This is a genomic window from Flavobacterium sp. (assembly GCF_049590715.1).
Lineage (GTDB): Bacteria > Bacteroidota > Bacteroidia > Flavobacteriales > Flavobacteriaceae > Flavobacterium.
Genome location: NZ_JBAWDL010000304.1, coordinates 1 through 15,869, shown reverse-complemented (window position 1 = coordinate 15,869; position 15,869 = coordinate 1). Strand labels below are relative to the sequence as shown.

Annotated in this window: 18 protein-coding genes; 17 read left to right on the top strand and 1 reads right to left on the bottom strand. The window is 33.1% G+C overall.

Translation table 11 applies throughout. From position 1 onward, the window contains the following. The first annotated feature begins 14 nt into the window (after nucleotides 1–14). The 17 genes from WBQ70_RS13290 to WBQ70_RS13210 all read left to right on the top strand — a co-directional run bounded on the left by WBQ70_RS13290 (nucleotide 15) and on the right by WBQ70_RS13210 (nucleotide 15,425). The gene (locus tag WBQ70_RS13290) at nucleotides 15–434 is read left to right on the top strand and encodes a rhodanese-like domain-containing protein (RefSeq protein WP_423915044.1); all 420 of its coding nucleotides are present in this window, start codon (nucleotides 15–17) and stop codon (nucleotides 432–434) included. Then, nucleotides 424–1,017: a TIGR04282 family arsenosugar biosynthesis glycosyltransferase gene (locus tag WBQ70_RS13285; RefSeq protein WP_423915043.1), complete on the top strand. Its 594-nt coding sequence runs from the start codon at nucleotides 424–426 to the stop codon at nucleotides 1,015–1,017. Before WBQ70_RS13290 ends, WBQ70_RS13285 begins: the two co-directional genes overlap by 11 nt. Then, entirely contained in the window at nucleotides 1,018–1,890 is an 873-nt protein-coding gene (locus tag WBQ70_RS13280) for a sterol desaturase family protein (RefSeq protein WP_423915041.1), read from the top strand. Between the two features lie 63 nt (nucleotides 1,891–1,953). After that, nucleotides 1,954–2,712, top strand: a complete 759-nt coding sequence (locus WBQ70_RS13275) for a DUF547 domain-containing protein (RefSeq protein ID WP_423915039.1) — start codon at nucleotides 1,954–1,956, stop codon at nucleotides 2,710–2,712. After that, nucleotides 2,705–3,397, top strand: a complete 693-nt coding sequence (locus WBQ70_RS13270; RefSeq protein ID WP_423915037.1) for a TIGR04283 family arsenosugar biosynthesis glycosyltransferase — start codon at nucleotides 2,705–2,707, stop codon at nucleotides 3,395–3,397. The genes WBQ70_RS13275 and WBQ70_RS13270 overlap by 8 nt, the downstream gene beginning before the upstream one ends. An 87-nt stretch (nucleotides 3,398–3,484) precedes the next feature. Further along, nucleotides 3,485–4,246 carry a hypothetical protein gene (locus WBQ70_RS13265; protein ID WP_423915035.1) on the top strand — a complete coding sequence of 254 codons (762 nt, stop codon included), beginning with the start codon at nucleotides 3,485–3,487 and terminating at the stop codon, nucleotides 4,244–4,246. A gap of 134 nt (nucleotides 4,247–4,380) precedes the next feature. Next, nucleotides 4,381–5,676: an NAD(P)/FAD-dependent oxidoreductase gene (locus WBQ70_RS13260; protein WP_423915034.1), complete on the top strand. Its 1,296-nt coding sequence runs from the start codon at nucleotides 4,381–4,383 to the stop codon at nucleotides 5,674–5,676. A 2-nt stretch (nucleotides 5,677–5,678) separates the two neighbouring features. Continuing rightward, nucleotides 5,679–7,271 (top strand): 4Fe-4S binding protein, encoded by a 1,593-nt coding sequence (locus WBQ70_RS13255; RefSeq protein ID WP_423915032.1) that lies wholly within the window; start codon nucleotides 5,679–5,681, stop codon nucleotides 7,269–7,271. A 142-nt stretch (nucleotides 7,272–7,413) separates the two neighbouring features. Further along, the gene (locus WBQ70_RS13250; protein WP_423915031.1) at nucleotides 7,414–7,806 is read left to right on the top strand and encodes a toxin-antitoxin system YwqK family antitoxin; all 393 of its coding nucleotides are present in this window, start codon (nucleotides 7,414–7,416) and stop codon (nucleotides 7,804–7,806) included. Continuing rightward, complete coding sequence (locus WBQ70_RS13245; protein ID WP_423915029.1) at nucleotides 7,803–8,492, top strand: glycosyltransferase family 2 protein; 690 nt, start codon at nucleotides 7,803–7,805, stop codon at nucleotides 8,490–8,492. The genes WBQ70_RS13250 and WBQ70_RS13245 overlap by 4 nt, the downstream gene beginning before the upstream one ends. Before the next feature lie 3 nt (nucleotides 8,493–8,495). Further along, nucleotides 8,496–9,977: a cellulose synthase family protein gene (locus tag WBQ70_RS13240; protein WP_423915027.1), complete on the top strand. Its 1,482-nt coding sequence runs from the start codon at nucleotides 8,496–8,498 to the stop codon at nucleotides 9,975–9,977. Then, entirely contained in the window at nucleotides 9,974–11,317 is a 1,344-nt protein-coding gene (locus tag WBQ70_RS13235) for a mannosyltransferase (RefSeq protein ID WP_423915025.1), read from the top strand. Before WBQ70_RS13240 ends, WBQ70_RS13235 begins: the two co-directional genes overlap by 4 nt. A 24-nt stretch (nucleotides 11,318–11,341) precedes the next feature. After that, the gene (locus tag WBQ70_RS13230) at nucleotides 11,342–11,923 is read left to right on the top strand and encodes a sigma-70 family RNA polymerase sigma factor (RefSeq protein WP_423915023.1); all 582 of its coding nucleotides are present in this window, start codon (nucleotides 11,342–11,344) and stop codon (nucleotides 11,921–11,923) included. A 27-nt stretch (nucleotides 11,924–11,950) separates the two neighbouring features. Further along, nucleotides 11,951–12,208, top strand: a complete 258-nt coding sequence (locus WBQ70_RS13225; RefSeq protein ID WP_423915021.1) for a hypothetical protein — start codon at nucleotides 11,951–11,953, stop codon at nucleotides 12,206–12,208. A gap of 17 nt (nucleotides 12,209–12,225) precedes the next feature. Continuing rightward, nucleotides 12,226–13,167 carry a patatin-like phospholipase family protein gene (locus tag WBQ70_RS13220; protein ID WP_423915019.1) on the top strand — a complete coding sequence of 314 codons (942 nt, stop codon included), beginning with the start codon at nucleotides 12,226–12,228 and terminating at the stop codon, nucleotides 13,165–13,167. Nucleotides 13,168–13,863: 696 nt separating this feature from the next. Then, nucleotides 13,864–14,202, top strand: a complete 339-nt coding sequence (locus WBQ70_RS13215; protein ID WP_423915018.1) for a hypothetical protein — start codon at nucleotides 13,864–13,866, stop codon at nucleotides 14,200–14,202. A gap of 200 nt (nucleotides 14,203–14,402) precedes the next feature. Further along, a complete protein-coding gene (locus WBQ70_RS13210) occupies nucleotides 14,403–15,425 on the top strand; it encodes a glycoside hydrolase family 113 (RefSeq protein WP_423915016.1) in 1,023 nt (340 codons plus the stop codon). A 292-nt stretch (nucleotides 15,426–15,717) separates the two neighbouring features. Here the strand turns inward: WBQ70_RS13210 and WBQ70_RS13205 are convergent. After that, nucleotides 15,718–15,869, bottom strand: a 152-nt coding sequence (locus WBQ70_RS13205) for a peptide-methionine (R)-S-oxide reductase (RefSeq protein ID WP_423915056.1), incomplete at its 5' end; no start/stop codon positions are given.

The following is a 15,869-nucleotide window of genomic DNA, read 5'->3' as shown; positions in this document are numbered from 1 at the left end:
ATAATATTTCGAAGGTGCTCGAAAAACAAAACAAAAAGTCAATTCCTTATATCCAAGTAAACGAACTCCATCAGTCTAATTATATCTTGCTCGATGCTCGAGAACCAAATGAATATAAGGTGAGTCATATTCCTAATGGAATTTCAATTGGCTACATCCATTTTGATATAAAAAACGTATCTACTATAATAAAGGACAAAAACGCACCCATTGTGGTGTATTGTTCGATTGGAATACGAAGCGAAAAAATAGGTGAAAAACTAAAAAAATCGGGATACACGAAGGTTTACAACTTATATGGCGGGATTTTTGAGTACAAAAACAAAGGAAAAAAAGTCGTTAACTCACAAAACAAAATAACGGATAGCATTCATGCTTTTAACAAACAATGGAGCGTATATCTCAACAAAGGAATTAAAGTATATGAAGACTAAGGCACTAATTATTTTTACCCGAAACCCCGAATTAGGAAAAGTCAAAACCCGATTAGCAAAATCCATTGGCGATCCCCAAGCTTTGCAAGTGTATAAGGATTTGTTACAACATACCATGGAACAAACCCAAAATTTAGATTCTGACAACTATGTTTTTTATGATACGAAAGTTATTGAAAATGACATTTGGAATTCAGACATATATTTTAAAAAAGTACAAGCAAAAGGCGATTTAGGAAACAAAATGCAAATGGCTTTCGAAATGCTTTTTGATTTAGGATACCAAAAATGTATTATTATTGGCAGTGACTTATTCGACCTAAAAACAGCCATTATCAACAAAGCTTTTGATTCATTAGATATAAAAGAAGTCGTTCTAGGTCCAGCCGAAGATGGAGGGTATTATCTTTTAGGTTTAAACCAAAGCAACACGGCTATTTTCCAAAACAAACCTTGGGGAACATCAACGGTTTTAGAAATGACTTTGAATGATTTGAAACAACATTCAGTACATTTACTCGAAACCTTAAACGATATTGACACCATCGAAGATTTAGAAAGAAGCAATTATATATTGAAATAAATGGAAAAATACCTAAACACCATCATCAATTCCTATCAAGGCTATTTCAATTACCTCAAAAACGAAATTCTATTTCCTAACTGGGACAACTATTTCTATGGGTTAATTGTCATTTCATTAGGCGTTTGGATATTGGAACTACTTTTTCCTTGGCGAAAAAACCAAAAAATACTTCGTAAGGATTTTTGGCTTGATTTATTCTATTTAGTTTTTAATTTTTTCTTACTCAACCTCATTCTACTAATTGCTTTATCTAATGTTACGGCACAATTGATTAACGATTTTTTATCGATTTTTGGATTTGAACTCAGTTCGATTCAGTTCTTTTCCATTTCATCTTTACCTGGAATTTGGCCTTTGGTTGTCTTTTTTCTGATTAGCGATTTTATTCAATGGAATGTACATCGATTATTACATACCATTCCTTTTTTATGGAAAATTCATCAAACGCATCATAGCGTGAAAGAAATGGGATTTGCTGCTCATTTTCGATACAATTGGATGGAGCCAATTGTTTATAAATCTATTTTGTATCTACCCATCATATTAATTGGTGGCGTTACTATTCAAGACGTATTCATTGTACATTTTATCAGCATTGCGATTGGTCATTTGAATCACGCTAATATTGGTTGGGATTACGGCATTTTCAAATATATTATCAATAATCCTAAAATGCACATTTGGCATCACAGCAAAAAAATTCCTAACAAATACGGTATCAATTTTGGAATTTCATTGAGTCTTTGGGACTATATTTTTAAAACCAATTATATTCCATCGGATGGAAAAAATATTGAATTAGGATTCCATAACGACCAAAATTTTCCAAAAGATTTTATGGAACAAGAGTTGTATCCGTTAAAAAAATAAAATATTTTGTCAGTTATCGCAACCCTTTTCGACTAAACTTTTAAATAATTAAAATAGAAACAGATGAAAAACATACTTCTCCCCCTATTATTCTTACCGCTATTAGCAATGGGATGCAAAAAAGCGGAATCATCCCCTAATCCTAATCCAATTCAAATTGTTGTTTCGGAGACGTTAAAAAATATGGATCACTCTAAATGGGATGCCTTATTGAAGAAAAATGTTTCGTCTTCAGGAAAAGTAAACTACAAGGGATTTATTAGAGATAAGGCGGCACTAGAAACCTATTTGAATATTTTAGAAGCCAATGTCCCTTCAAAATCATGGAGCCGCAATGCCACTTTAGCCTATTGGATTAATACCTACAATGCCTTTACCGTAAAATTGATTATTGACAATTACCCAGTCAAAAGCATTAAAGAAATTAGCAATCCTTGGGGTAAAAAGTTCTTTGCTTTAGGCGGTCAAAAATACAGTTTAGAGCAAGTTGAGCATGAAATATTACGTAAAATGGGAGAACCACGCATTCATTTTGCCATCAACTGCGCCTCTTTTTCATGTCCAAATCTATTAAACGAAGCCTATACCGAAGCCGATTTAAGTAAACAATTGACACAAGTAGCCAAAAGTTTCATAAATGACACCACTAAAAATACGATTACAAAATCCAAAATTGAGGTTTCAGAAATTTTTAATTGGTTTGCTGGCGATTTTAAAACCAAAGGCTCTTTGATTGATTTTTTAAACCAATACAGCACCGTAAAAATTGATACCAAAGCCAAAACAAGTTACAAAGACTACAACTGGAGTTTGAATGAATAAAATTTCGATAATCATACCCATTTACAATGAAGCTGAAACCATTCGGCGTGTTTTATCGTATCTTGAGAATATGATTTCAAAAAAAATCCCTTATGAGGTAATTGTAGTTGATGGAGGAAGTAGCGATAACTCATTGGAGCAAATAAATATATCGAGCAACATTCAATGCATTCGTTCTCAAAAAGGAAGAGCCAAACAAATGAATACGGGCGCTAAACGAGCAACGGGAACTATTTTATATTTTTTACATTGTGATAGTTTCCCGCCAGAGCATTTTGATATTTTAATTGAAAACGAAATCAAGAAAGACAATGAAGCGGGTTGTTTCCGAATGAAATTTGACCTCCAACATCCTCTTTTATTCCTATCTCAATGGTTTACACGTTTTAATCATAAGAGTTGTCGAGGCGGTGATCAGTCTTTATTTATTACCAAAAAACTGTTTGACAGCATCAATGGTTTTAATGAAAATTGCATTATTTATGAAGACAACGAAATTATAGAACGGCTTTACGCCAAAAAACAATTTGTTGTGATTCCTGAGTATTTGACAACTTCGGCACGGAAATATCGTAAGAATGGTGTTTGGCGGTTGCAATACCATTTTGGAATGATTCATCTCAAAAAAAGGATGGGACATTCCATAAACAGTTTACAAGACTATTATAACCGAAATATTGTTTAAACCATTGGACACAATTAATAAAAATAAAGAAATCAATTTTAACCTGATAATCTTAAAATAATTATTAAATCGCTTAATTTAAAACACATGAACACATTAAAAAAAACGTTTACTAGCTTTGTATTAGCCTCTCTTATATTAATAGGATGCCAATCCAAAAAAGAAGAAACTTTCGTTGAAAAAACTGAAAAAGCACACAACAAAGAAGCTTTTACATCAAAAGAAGCAATACAATTTGACATCCAATTATTATTTGGTGGCAAAGAACGTTTGAATGCAACTGTAACTCTTTTGACTAATTCTAGCAAAGGATTGATTGAATTTAAAAATGGTTCCAAAATCATAACAGATAAAGACAAAGTTTTTTATTCCTCTGATATTCCTTCTGAAAAGTCGGTTCGATTTGATGCTTATACTTGGTCTTATTTCTTTTTATTCCCCTATAAAATGAGCGATGGTGGTACGGTTTGGAAAAACTATGAAAACAAAGAATCCGATCACGAAAAATTTGACAGCCAACGCTTAACATTTGAAGCAGGAACTGGAGATGCGCCTGATGATTGGTATGTTGTTTACACCAATAAAGAAACCAATCTAATTGAGAAAGCAGCTTATATTGTCACTGCTAATAAAAACAAAGAAGAAGCAGAGAAAAGTCCGCATGCTATAAAATACAGCGATTATAAAACAATTGATGGGATTCCTGTAGCTACTAAATGGAGTTATTGGGAATGGATTGAAGGAAAAGGATTGACTAACGAAATTGGGAACGCCACCCTTTCAAATATAAAATTCATAAAAGCGGATGCCAACACTTTTACTCCTGGTACCGATTTTAAAACAATTTAAAGTCCTATTCACATAAATTGAACGGTGATAAGTGCACACCCAATGTCAGTATGAGCTTGTCGAAGAACCACTACTAAAGTCCAATAAATTAACTATGAAATCATAATTTCACCTAAGGGATAAAAAAACTATTTATGGAACATATTGTCATCATTGGTAACGGGATTTCAGGTGTCACACTCGCGAGACACATTCGAAAAAAATCAGCTGTTAAAATCACCATCATATCCTCAGAAACAGAATATTTCTTTTCGCGCACTGCCTTGATGTATGTATTTATGGGCCATATGAAGTTTGAACATACACAGCCGTATGAGAATGATTTTTGGAAAAAAAACAATATTGATCTCCTTCAGAAAACAGTAACACAGGTTTTTCCAAAAGAAAAATCCTTGTTATTAGATGGCAATACCGTTTTACAATTTGACAAATTAGTAATTGCTACTGGCTCAACTCCAAATAAATTTGGCTGGCCAGGACAAGACTTGGAAGGTGTTACAGGTTTATACTCCAAACAAGATTTAGAAAAACTGGAACAATGGGCACCTACCACTAAAAGAGCGGTAATTGTCGGCGGTGGACTAATTGGGATCGAACTGGCTGAAATGTTACATTCTCGTAAAATCCCAGTAACTTTCTTGGTTCGTGAAAAAAGTTTTTGGAGCGGTGTTTTGCCTTTCGGCGAAAGCCAAATGATTAATCGCCACATTTTAGAACATCATATTGATTTGCGTTTAGACAGCAGTTTGAAAGAAATCATTTCAGACGAAAATGGTCATGCAAAAGCGATTATCACCGATAAAGGCGAAACCATTGAATGCCAAATGGTAGGATTGACAGCAGGAGTTTCTCCTAATGTAGATTTCTTAAAAAATTCGGGAATTGAATTAGGAAGAGGGGTTAAAGTCAATCGCTATTTAGAAACCAATTTCAAAGACATTTACGCCATCGGTGACTGTGCCGAACAACACGAAGGCATTGGAGAACGAAAACCAATTGAAGCGGTGTGGTACACAGGTAGAATGATGGGAGAAGCTGTAGCACAAACTTTAACAGGCACACCTACAGAATACAAACCTGGACATTGGTTCAACTCGGCTAAATTTTTAGATATCGAATACCAAACCTATGGTTGGGTTTGGGCAAAGCCAAAAGAATACGAAGACCAATTTTACTGGGAAGACAAAGGCGGTAAAAAAGCCATTCGAATCTCATTTCACAAAGATACACGCGTATTTCTAGGCATTAACACCTTTGGAATCCGAATGCGTCATGAATTTTTCGACAAAGTGTTAAACGAAAACAAAACAGCTGATTATGTGATTCATCATTTGGCTCAAGCCAATTTTGATCCTGAACTTTATAAAAATCACACCCGAGAAATTCAAAAGCAATTTATTAACCAATGTGTGGGATTTAAAACAGCATAAATATGAGTACATCGACTAAAAATATTTCCATCGCCTCACACGAGAATAACACCCTTGACAGCATCCAAAAACTAGGAATTTCAATTGGATTAATAGGGTTATTTATCTTGGCATTGGCACTGTTTAACTTTAATTTTCCTAACAAAGGAATTTGGCTAACAGTCTCTATAACCGCTATTTTTTTTGGAATCATACTCTATGCAAATAGAACTTACCTAAACAAACCCAAAGGAATCCAGAACAACCATGTTTGGACTTCAGGATTAACAAACAAAGGAACGGTCGCTTGGATGATAGGGATCATTTTGACTTCCTTTTATGTTGTTTTGTATTGGTTCCCAAACTATTTAGGACTGAATTCAGAAGGGGGAACAAATACTGGAATTGTTGGTTTTTTTGATCCATTGAGTTTGATTTTAAATGGAAAACCCGCTTCGCAATGGTTTGTATATGGAACTTTATACACAGTTGCTATTTTGGGGTTGGGTTACAAATTCATCCTAAAGTACCGCCATAATAAATACCAATTGGTTCGTACGCTATCTGTGATGTTTTTCCAGTTGGGATTTGCTTTTTTAATACCTGAAATACTCGAAAAACTAAATCCAGAGAAAGCTTATTTTACCAAAGATCTAAAAAATATGTGGCCGTTAAACTACTACTTTTTTGATGAATGGCATTTGAAAAACCTAATCAATGGAGGCAACTTAGGAGCTTTTATGCTCCTTTTTGGAGTGGCGTTAATTTTTATAATTTCACCAATTCTGACGTATTTTTATGGTAAACGTTGGTATTGTTCTTGGGTTTGTGGTTGCGGCGGTCTAGCCGAAACTGCTGGAGATAGCTTTAGGCATTTGAGTGACAAATCTGAAAAAGCATGGCAAATTGAACGATGGTTAATTCACTTGGTTTTAGTATTTGTTTTTGTAAGTACAATAGCGGTGATTTTCACTTTCCTTTCTAATAATCCAGAGTTGAGTTTCATCACCCGAGATCAGTTTGTATGGGGAATTGTTATTTTTCTAGCTGTTTTCACTTCAGCTTTATACATTTTTAAACGAAAAGAAATGGATACTGATGCTGTATATACAATGATTACCTTGGTCGTTATAATGATACTTGCCATGGTAATGAATTATTTTTCAGGTAACCAAAACATCTTTTTTATCGACAGTTACAAAATGAGAGAATGGTATGGTTTTGCTATTGGTGCAGCTTTCAGCGGTGTGATTGGCGTGGGATTTTATCCCATATTCGGAAACCGAGTATGGTGTCGTTTTGGTTGTCCTATGGCAGCTGTTTTGGGACTGCAACAACGATTATTCTCTAGATTCAGAATCACCACAAACGGTGGTCAATGCATCTCTTGTGGCAACTGTTCTACTTATTGCGAAATGGGAATTGATGTGCGTAGCTATGCTCAAAAAGGAGAAAACATTGTGCGTTCCTCTTGTGTAGGTTGCGGAATTTGTGCAGCGGTTTGTCCTCGCGGTGTATTGAAATTAGAGAATGATACTCCTGCAGGCCGTATCAATGCTAATGAAATTCTATTAGGAAATGATATTGATTTGATGGATTTAGTGAATCAAAAATAAGAGAATAAAACAATTTAAAAATAGCTTAAAAGCTTATTCTCACGACAAATTTCACAAATTATCACAAATTAATCAGTGAGAATTTTTGGAATTTGTGGAAAAATTTTAGACGCTGTAAATAAAAATTATAATAATTAATCAAATGGCAAAAGGACTTTTTTTACTTCTTTTCTTTACTATTCTCGAATTTTCGGAACAAAAGAGCTATTCAAAAATGTATTATCCAAATGGTAAATTGCAATCTGAAGGTTGGATGAACCAAAACCAAAAAGTGGATTATTGGTTTTATTATTACGAAAACGGAAATAAAAAAGAAGAAGGGCATTATCTTACCAACAAAAAACAAAAATGGTGGCTGTTTTATGATTCGAATGAAAATCTTTTACGGAAAACAGAATTTCTAAACGACAAACCAAACGGATTGACTATCCTTTACAAAGACGGAAAAATAGTTAAAGCCGAAAAATATCAAATGGGCACTAAAACAAACGAATGGAACAGCCTTTCGGCCTATCAAAAAGACAACATTAAATGAATTCAATTGTCGTAATTATACCCGCTTACAATGAGGAAAAAGCCATTGCTCATGTCATCAGCGAAATTCCAGATTTTGTAAGCGAAATTATTGTAATCAGCAATAAATCAACAGATAATACCATTATTATGGCACAACAAGCGGGTGCTACTGTTTTATCCGAAAACAAAAAAGGGTATGGTTATGCCTGCTTAAAAGGATTAGACTATCTCGCTCAAAAAGAGAACAAACCGGATATTGTGGTGTTCTTAGACGGTGATTATTCTGATTATCCTGAAGAATTAACAAAGATTATTTCTCCTATTATTACTAAAAATATTGATTTTGTCATTGGAGCCAGAGTCGCCTCTTTACGCGAAAAAAAATCCATGACACCGCAACAGGTTTTTGGAAACTGGTTGGCAACTTTTTTGATGAAACTATTTTTCAAAGCTAATTTTACCGATTTGGGTCCGTTTCGAGCCATTAAATACCAAAAATTGTTAGCTTTGAAAATGGAGGACAAAACCTATGGATGGACTGTCGAAATGCAACTGAAAGTCCTCAAACAAAAAATGACTTATGTTGAAATTCCTGTGCGTTACAAAAACCGAATCGGAGTTTCAAAAGTTTCTGGAACGGTCAAAGGAACTATTATGGCCGGAATCAAAATCATCGGTTGGATTTTTAAATATACCTTCAAGTAAACTATGCTAGTACTATCTTATATCATATTAACCCTTTACTTCATTTCGATTGTATTGATTTTCTTTTATGGGCTGGCACAATTCAACCTGCTACTCAATTATTTGAAAAGCAAAAAACAAATTGACACCGCACCTCAATATGATTTTAAGAAAGGCGACTCATACCCTTTTGTTACAGTTCAACTTCCTTTATACAATGAAAAATATGTGGTAGAACGTCTGCTACAAACCATAGCCAAATTAGAATATCCAAAAAACAAACTTGAAATCCAAGTACTCGATGATAGTACGGATGAAAGTGTTTTGAAAACCAAAGAACTCATTCAAGAATTGGCTCAGAATGGTTTAGACATCGTACATATTACAAGAACAAACAGAGCAGGATTCAAAGCAGGTGCTTTAAAAGAAGGACTTGCCGTTGCAAAAGGCGAATTCATAGTCATTTTTGACGCCGACTTTGTTCCTCAAAAAAATTGGTTATTATTAACCATTCCTTATTTCAAAGATCCTAAAATTGGTGTAGTACAAACTCGTTGGGGACATTTGAACCGCAATTATTCCATCTTGACTAAGATTCAAGCCTTTGCTTTAGATGCACATTTCACTTTGGAACAAGTAGGTCGAAATTCGCAATCGCATTTTATTAATTTTAATGGAACCGCAGGCGTTTGGCGCAAAGCCTGTATTCTGGATGCGGGAAATTGGGAAAGCGATACCCTAACCGAAGACCTAGATTTGAGTTACCGCGCCCAACTTAAAAATTGGAAATTCAAATACTTAGAAAACATTGCAACTCCCGCTGAATTGCCTGCCATTATTAGTGCAGCTCGCTCACAACAATTTCGTTGGAACAAAGGCGGAGCCGAAAATTTCACTAAAAATGCCAAACGTGTTATCGACTCAAATACTATTTCCCTTAAAACCAAGCTTCACGGTATTTTGCATTTATTAAATAGCTCCATGTTTTTAGCCCTTTTTGTAATGGCTATTCTGAGCATTCCTGTGCTTTTCATCAAGCAAAAATTTCCCCAATTTGAATATTTATTTCATATTTTATTCTTTTTTATAATTACCTCGATCTTGTTTTTTATCAGTTATTGGGTGACTTACAAAAGTATTCACGGCGGTGGTTTTCTAAATTTTATGCGATATATTGGGTTGTTTTTTACATTTTATACTATTGCCATGGGATTTTCATTTCACAATACTGTAGCGGTTTTAGAAGGATTATGGGGAAAGAAAAGTGAATTTGTACGTACCCCGAAACTCAATATTGAAGGGCTCAAAGACAAATGGAAACAAAACAGTTATTTGACTAAAAAAACATCTAAAAATGTCTTTTTTGAAGGTTTCTTGATGTTGTATTTTGCTTTTGGAATTTACAGTGCTATTCGACTTGAAGATTATAGCTTATCTTTTCTACACATTATGCTTTGTATTGGTTATAGCTATGTTTTTGTTCAATCTATCGTTTCACCCAAATGATTCCTGCGATTTCAAATACAATTAAGTCTAATTTATACCTCATCCTAAGTCTATTTTTATATGGATATTTGGGTTATTTTTTAGAACGAAAGGAATTTACGGTATTGGTACTTGGATTTGCATTGCTTTTCTTTTGTACTTATAAAATCATTCAATTACAAAAAAACAACACCTCCTTTTTAATTACAACAGCCATTGTTATTCGGTTGCTATTGCTATTAGTAGTACCCAATTTATCACAGGATTATTTCCGTTTTATTTGGGATGGTCGTTTACTAATAGAAGGACTTAACCCATATCTTCATCTTCCTGACAACCTAATTTCCCAATCTAATTTTCATATTGCCAATGCAACTGAATTATACCAAGGCATGGGGAGTTTGAGTGCAAGTCATTTCTCTAATTATCCTCCTGTTAATCAGTTTTTCTTTTCTATTGCTACTTTTTTTAGCAACAACACCATCATAGGTGCAATTATTGGAATGCGTTTCATTATTATTTTAGCTGATTTGGGTACTCTATATTTTGGGACCAAATTACTCCAACAACTTGGTATAGAGAAACACCGCCTTTTTTGGTATATTCTTAATCCTTTAGTTGTCATCGAATTGACCGCTAACCTTCATTTTGAAGGAGTCATGCTCTTTTTCTTTGTTTGGAGTATGTATCTTTTAGATAAAGGAAAATGGAAAACTGCTGCCGTTATTCTAGCCTTATCCATTTCGACTAAGTTATTGCCCCTACTCCTATTGCCTTTATATTTTCAAAAATTGGGTTGGAAAAAAATTATGTTTTTCTACAGTATTGTTATAGGCCTCAATATTACTTTTTTTCTACCATTCCTATCAGCGGAATTAATTCAGAATTACAGTGAAACTATTGGACTTTGGTTCACGAATTTTGAGTTTAACGCAAGTATTTATTATATTATTCGAGAAATAGGTTTTTGTATTACAGGCTACAATATCATTCAAACTACGGGAAAAATCATTCCAGTAATCATCGTTCTTTTTATTGTTTATCAAAGTTTTATAGAAAAAAATAAAACAACTCCTGCCCTTTTTCGAAGCTTTCTATTGGTCCTCACTATTTATTTTTTCAGTTCTACTACGGTGCATCCTTGGTACATCATCAACCTAGTGATTTTAGCAGTTTTCACGGGCTATAATTTTCCTTTTATATGGAGTTTAATGGTGATTTTAAGTTATAGTGCATACGCTAGCTCAACATTCCAAGAGAACTTTTGGCTGATTAGCATCGAATACAGTACCGTTATTTTATTCATAATTTATGAATTCAGAAATAAATTCCGCCTTAAAAAATCAGTATATTTGGAATAATCTAATGTTTGAAGCCCAAAATCCATGAATATAACCATCGAAAATACAAAGTCAGTTATAGAAAGTTGGGTTCATCAATTTAGTGACGAACTCTACTCTTGGGCTTATTATAAAACCTCTTCTAAAGAAACTGCTGAGGACTTAGTTCAAGAAACTTTTTTAGCAGCTTATCATAAAATCCATACTTTTCAAGGAAAAAGCCAACCTAAAACCTGGTTATTTGCCATTTTAAACAACAAAGTAATTGATTATTATCGCCTAAGTGCACGAACAACAAAAAATAACTTTCAGCTAACAGAAGAAAGTGGTTTTGAACTCTCTGACGGTTTATTCAACACAACTGAAAACTGGGTTAATAATAAGGTAAATTCCATCTGGGAACAGGAGGGAGAATTATTAGACAATCCTGATTTCAATCTTGTTATGCAGTATTGTATCGAAGACCTTCCTCAAAAGTGGAAAACCGCCATCACCTCTAAATATTTATCTGATCTCAAAGCAGATGACATTTGTAAGGAACTGGATATCACAACGTCAAACTATTGGCAGATCATCCACAGAGCCAAGTTACTTTTGAAACGATGTCTAGAATCAAAATGGGATTAAAAGAGGGATACAAAAATGAAAAATCCAATGCAAATACTAGTAAAATCTTGTAAAATAACAACAGAATTAATTGACAAACAACAATTAGTGCCACTAACTCTAAAAGAAAAACTTCAATTACAAACGCACAAAGCGATGTGTAAGACATGTAATGCTTATGAAAAACAATCCAAAATTATCGATAGTTTAATAACTCAGTGGTTTGGAACAAATCAAACCAAAAAAGCAAAAAAATTAAGTCTGGATAAAAAGACTGAAATTATAAACAAAATCAATAAAGTTTAACCCAAAAAAAGGAATTAATGAGAGCATTAATCATTTCTGGAGGAGGTAGTAAAGGCGCTTTTGCAGGTGGAATAGCTGAATATTTAATCAAAGATTGTTGCAACCAATACGAATTGTATGTAGGCTGTTCAACGGGTTGTTTATTATTACCTCATTTAGCATTGGGTGAAATTGAAAAAATAAAAAAAATATATACTTCAGTTTCTCAAGATGATATTTTTAGCCTCTCTCCTTTTATTATCAAAAAAAACAAAGATGGATATGAGACTAAAATTAACCACTATAATTCTATTTTGTCCTTTATCAAAGGGCGTCCTACCTTTGGCGAAAGCAAAAATCTTAGAAAACTAATTCGAAGTAGCATTACTCCTGAGGAATATAAAAAGTTAGACGAACAAAATAAAAAAGTTTTTGTAACAGTTTCGAATCTAACTTTAAACCAAATAGAATATTATAATTCCAAAGATTGTACTCGTGATGAATTTTGTGACTGGGCATGGGCATCGTCGAATTACGTCCCTTTTATGAGTTTGTTTAATAAAAATGGCTATCAATATGCTGATGGTGGTTTTGGAAACTTTGTTCCTATCTCCTGTGCTATCGAAAACGGAGCTACAGAAATTGATGTCATCATTCTAGAAAACGAAGTGCAAACCCTGCATTTACCCGAAGTTACAAATGCTTTCTCTCTATTGTTTCGAACTTTTCAGTTTATGAAAAACACCAACAATTCCAAAGATATTATCATTGGAAAACTCATTGGTCTAAATCAAAATATCAAAATAAATTTCTATTTCACACCTGAAAAACTTACCGATAACCCCTTGATTTTTGACCCTAACGAAATGACACAATGGTGGAAAGAAGGTTACGAATTTGCAAAATCGCGCCAACCAGATAGTTTTTGTCATATCCCTCAAGAACAAGTGCAAGAACAAGAACAACATCAAGAGGATTAAAATTATGAGGGCACATCCTCACTTCCACTCCGTTTCAGTGCGGTCGGGCTATTCGCTACAATCTTTTATGGAGTCCAAAAAAGAGACTCCATAAAAGGATTTTCACTGCTATCCCTTGTGCAATACCTATTCCATAATAGCATTTCCTTTTTAATTAAAAAGATACTAGTCGCCTGAAGCCTGTCGAAACGTTTTAAGGTAAAAAAATCATTGTAATACAAAGCCTATCAATAAGACTTTCTTCTTTTGGCACACAAGAAACACTCGTACTATCATATTCTGGAATTATAACCAAAAATTTATAGGTTAGTTTTTTACTAACAAACACCAACAGTTTGCTTTTTATTGCATAATTCTATGCAAAAACGCATAAATCACACGGATATTTTCGCAGACACTGATGTAACGAATCGGTTTTTGAATTATTCCTAAAATACATTGTTGTAAGTAAAAAGCTATTTTTATGTTAAATACCTAAAATTTTGTAAAAATTTTAGGTAGTGAAATTATTGATTATGCATAATTTTAGTGGTTTTTTTTTACATATCCACTATTTTTAGAATACTTATATTAATTACTCAAAAAAAATAACGGAAATTCATTGGTTATTATGAATTGTTACACAAAAAAAGCTGTTGTGTTCACTCAAAAAGTATGTTCTACATTTGCACCATAATAATTCTAAAAATAGAAAATATGAAAAAATCAGTCGTATTATTAGTAATTGCTTTTATTATGAATGTAACATTTATATCAGCAAAAGAATTAAACCCTAGAAAAAATTACGCAAAAACATCTCAAGAAATTAGTTCTTTATTAAACCCATCTTCATCTATTGGAGAATTAGAAGTAGATGTAAAAGTAAAAGTAAAAGTATTAATTACTTCAACTGGAGATATTGTAGTTTTAGAAACTAATGCTGAAAATACTACTATCGATAATTACATCAAAGATAGATTAAATTATAAAAAATTAGTTTCAAATGAAATTGAAGCAGGTACAGATTATGTTTTTGAAGTCCTTTTTAAATCATAATACACTCTAAAAAAGAAGCAAATTATCAAAAAGTAAAAAATCCTAAGTATTAAACTTAGGATTTTTTTTTCGCCTTTTTTATACTATTTATTCTTAGAAACTAAATCCGAAAAACAAATCATTTAGAGCAGATACGATTATTATAAAAAAGAGTTTTCAGGAGACTACTAGCTATCTTCTTTTTGATTAAATTTACTAGTATGAAAAATTTTGTTATAGTTTCACTACTACTGCTAAGTACAATTTTGAGTGGTTTTGCTTTTTACAAATCTGCCAAATCAATACTATGTACCCCAAAAAAAAACGTAGAATACAAAGGCATAAATCTGGTCGCTCCACGAAAAGAAATTAAAGCCGAAACGTTCCAAGAATTGGCAACAACCAATGTCAATGCTATTTCGCTTATTCCCTACGCATTTGTAAATATGGATAACGCTTCCGTAGTGTACAACAATAAAAAACAATGGTGGGGCGAGAGCTCTGCTGGAATCATCCAATGCATCCATCTAGCTCATAATAACCAAATGAAAGTGATGCTTAAACCACATCTTTGGGTCAACCATAAATTTTTCACAGGTAATCTTGACTTTACTACCATTAAAGAATGGGAAAATTGGGAAGCTGATTATGAATCATACATTCTGCAATACGCCCAAATCGCTCAAGATGAAAAAGTAGCTCTTTTCTGTTTTGGTACTGAATTACAAAATCCAATTGCCAAAAGACCACAATTTTGGATCCAACTGATTACCAAAATCAAGAAAATTTACACTGGTAATTTAACCTATGCAGCCAACTGGGATGAATATGATAAAGTCCCTTTTTGGAACCAACTCGATTACATTGGGGTTGATGCTTATTTTCCGATTTCTGATAAACAAAATCCATCCGTTAATGACTTAGAAAAAGGATGGCAAAAATACCTTCCCAAAATGGAAGCCCTACAAAAGAAAGAAAACAAGAAAATTCTATTTACAGAATTTGGTTACCGTAATTCCAATTATGCAGCACACGAACCCTGGACTGAAAATAACTCAGAAATAAATAATCTGGCTCAAGCTAACAGTTATGAAGCGCTATTTAATGTTTTTAAAAAACAAAAATGGTATGCAGGAGGTTTTGCCTGGAAATGGTATGCCGATGATTATCATAAAAGAAAAGTTATTGACTATACACCTCAGGAAAAGCCTGCATTAGAGGTTATTAAAAGAAACTATCAATAATTTTTAAAACATTGATTTTTTTTTTAAACATTTAAGATATTTAAGCAGCTTTTGTCTAATAAATAGTTGAATATTAATTTATAAGTCATATAAGTTTTTTTATTCCCAATATGTTTAAAAAGCTAAAAACTTAAGCTATAAAAGTCAAAAAATTAAATGCTCTTAAATTTCTTAAATGGTTTAAACTTTTTTAAAGAAACATATATGACTTATATGTTTAAACCCCCTCTGCTCTCTGTTACTTAAATGCTCTTAAATTTCTTAAATGGTTTAAACTTTATTTTAGAAAAACTTAGATGTTTATAAACTTTACTTCCTGAAACAACATAGCACCAGAGTTCATACAGTAACGCAATCCAGTAGGTTTAGGTCCATCATCAAATAAATGTCCTAGATGCCCTTCGCAACGTGCACATACGATTTCGCCACGAACCATTCCTAGAC

Excerpts from the sequence above, each read along its gene's own strand:
- WBQ70_RS13285 (WP_423915043.1), top strand. The coding sequence starts at position 424 with ATGAAGACTAAGGCACTAATTATTTTTACCCGAAACCCCGAATTAGGA.
- WBQ70_RS13280 (WP_423915041.1), top strand. The coding sequence starts at position 1,018 with ATGGAAAAATACCTAAACACCATCATCAATTCCTATCAAGGCTATTTC.
- WBQ70_RS13275 (WP_423915039.1), top strand. The coding sequence starts at position 1,954 with ATGAAAAACATACTTCTCCCCCTATTATTCTTACCGCTATTAGCAATG.
- WBQ70_RS13270 (WP_423915037.1), top strand. The coding sequence starts at position 2,705 with ATGAATAAAATTTCGATAATCATACCCATTTACAATGAAGCTGAAACC.
- WBQ70_RS13265 (WP_423915035.1), top strand. The coding sequence starts at position 3,485 with ATGAACACATTAAAAAAAACGTTTACTAGCTTTGTATTAGCCTCTCTT.
- WBQ70_RS13260 (WP_423915034.1), top strand. The coding sequence starts at position 4,381 with ATGGAACATATTGTCATCATTGGTAACGGGATTTCAGGTGTCACACTC.
- WBQ70_RS13255 (WP_423915032.1), top strand. The coding sequence starts at position 5,679 with ATGAGTACATCGACTAAAAATATTTCCATCGCCTCACACGAGAATAAC.
- WBQ70_RS13250 (WP_423915031.1), top strand. The coding sequence starts at position 7,414 with ATGGCAAAAGGACTTTTTTTACTTCTTTTCTTTACTATTCTCGAATTT.
- WBQ70_RS13245 (WP_423915029.1), top strand. The coding sequence starts at position 7,803 with ATGAATTCAATTGTCGTAATTATACCCGCTTACAATGAGGAAAAAGCC.
- WBQ70_RS13240 (WP_423915027.1), top strand. The coding sequence starts at position 8,496 with ATGCTAGTACTATCTTATATCATATTAACCCTTTACTTCATTTCGATT.
- WBQ70_RS13235 (WP_423915025.1), top strand. The coding sequence starts at position 9,974 with ATGATTCCTGCGATTTCAAATACAATTAAGTCTAATTTATACCTCATC.
- WBQ70_RS13230 (WP_423915023.1), top strand. The coding sequence starts at position 11,342 with ATGAATATAACCATCGAAAATACAAAGTCAGTTATAGAAAGTTGGGTT.
- WBQ70_RS13225 (WP_423915021.1), top strand. The coding sequence starts at position 11,951 with ATGCAAATACTAGTAAAATCTTGTAAAATAACAACAGAATTAATTGAC.
- WBQ70_RS13220 (WP_423915019.1), top strand. The coding sequence starts at position 12,226 with ATGAGAGCATTAATCATTTCTGGAGGAGGTAGTAAAGGCGCTTTTGCA.
- WBQ70_RS13215 (WP_423915018.1), top strand. The coding sequence starts at position 13,864 with ATGAAAAAATCAGTCGTATTATTAGTAATTGCTTTTATTATGAATGTA.
- WBQ70_RS13210 (WP_423915016.1), top strand. The coding sequence starts at position 14,403 with ATGAAAAATTTTGTTATAGTTTCACTACTACTGCTAAGTACAATTTTG.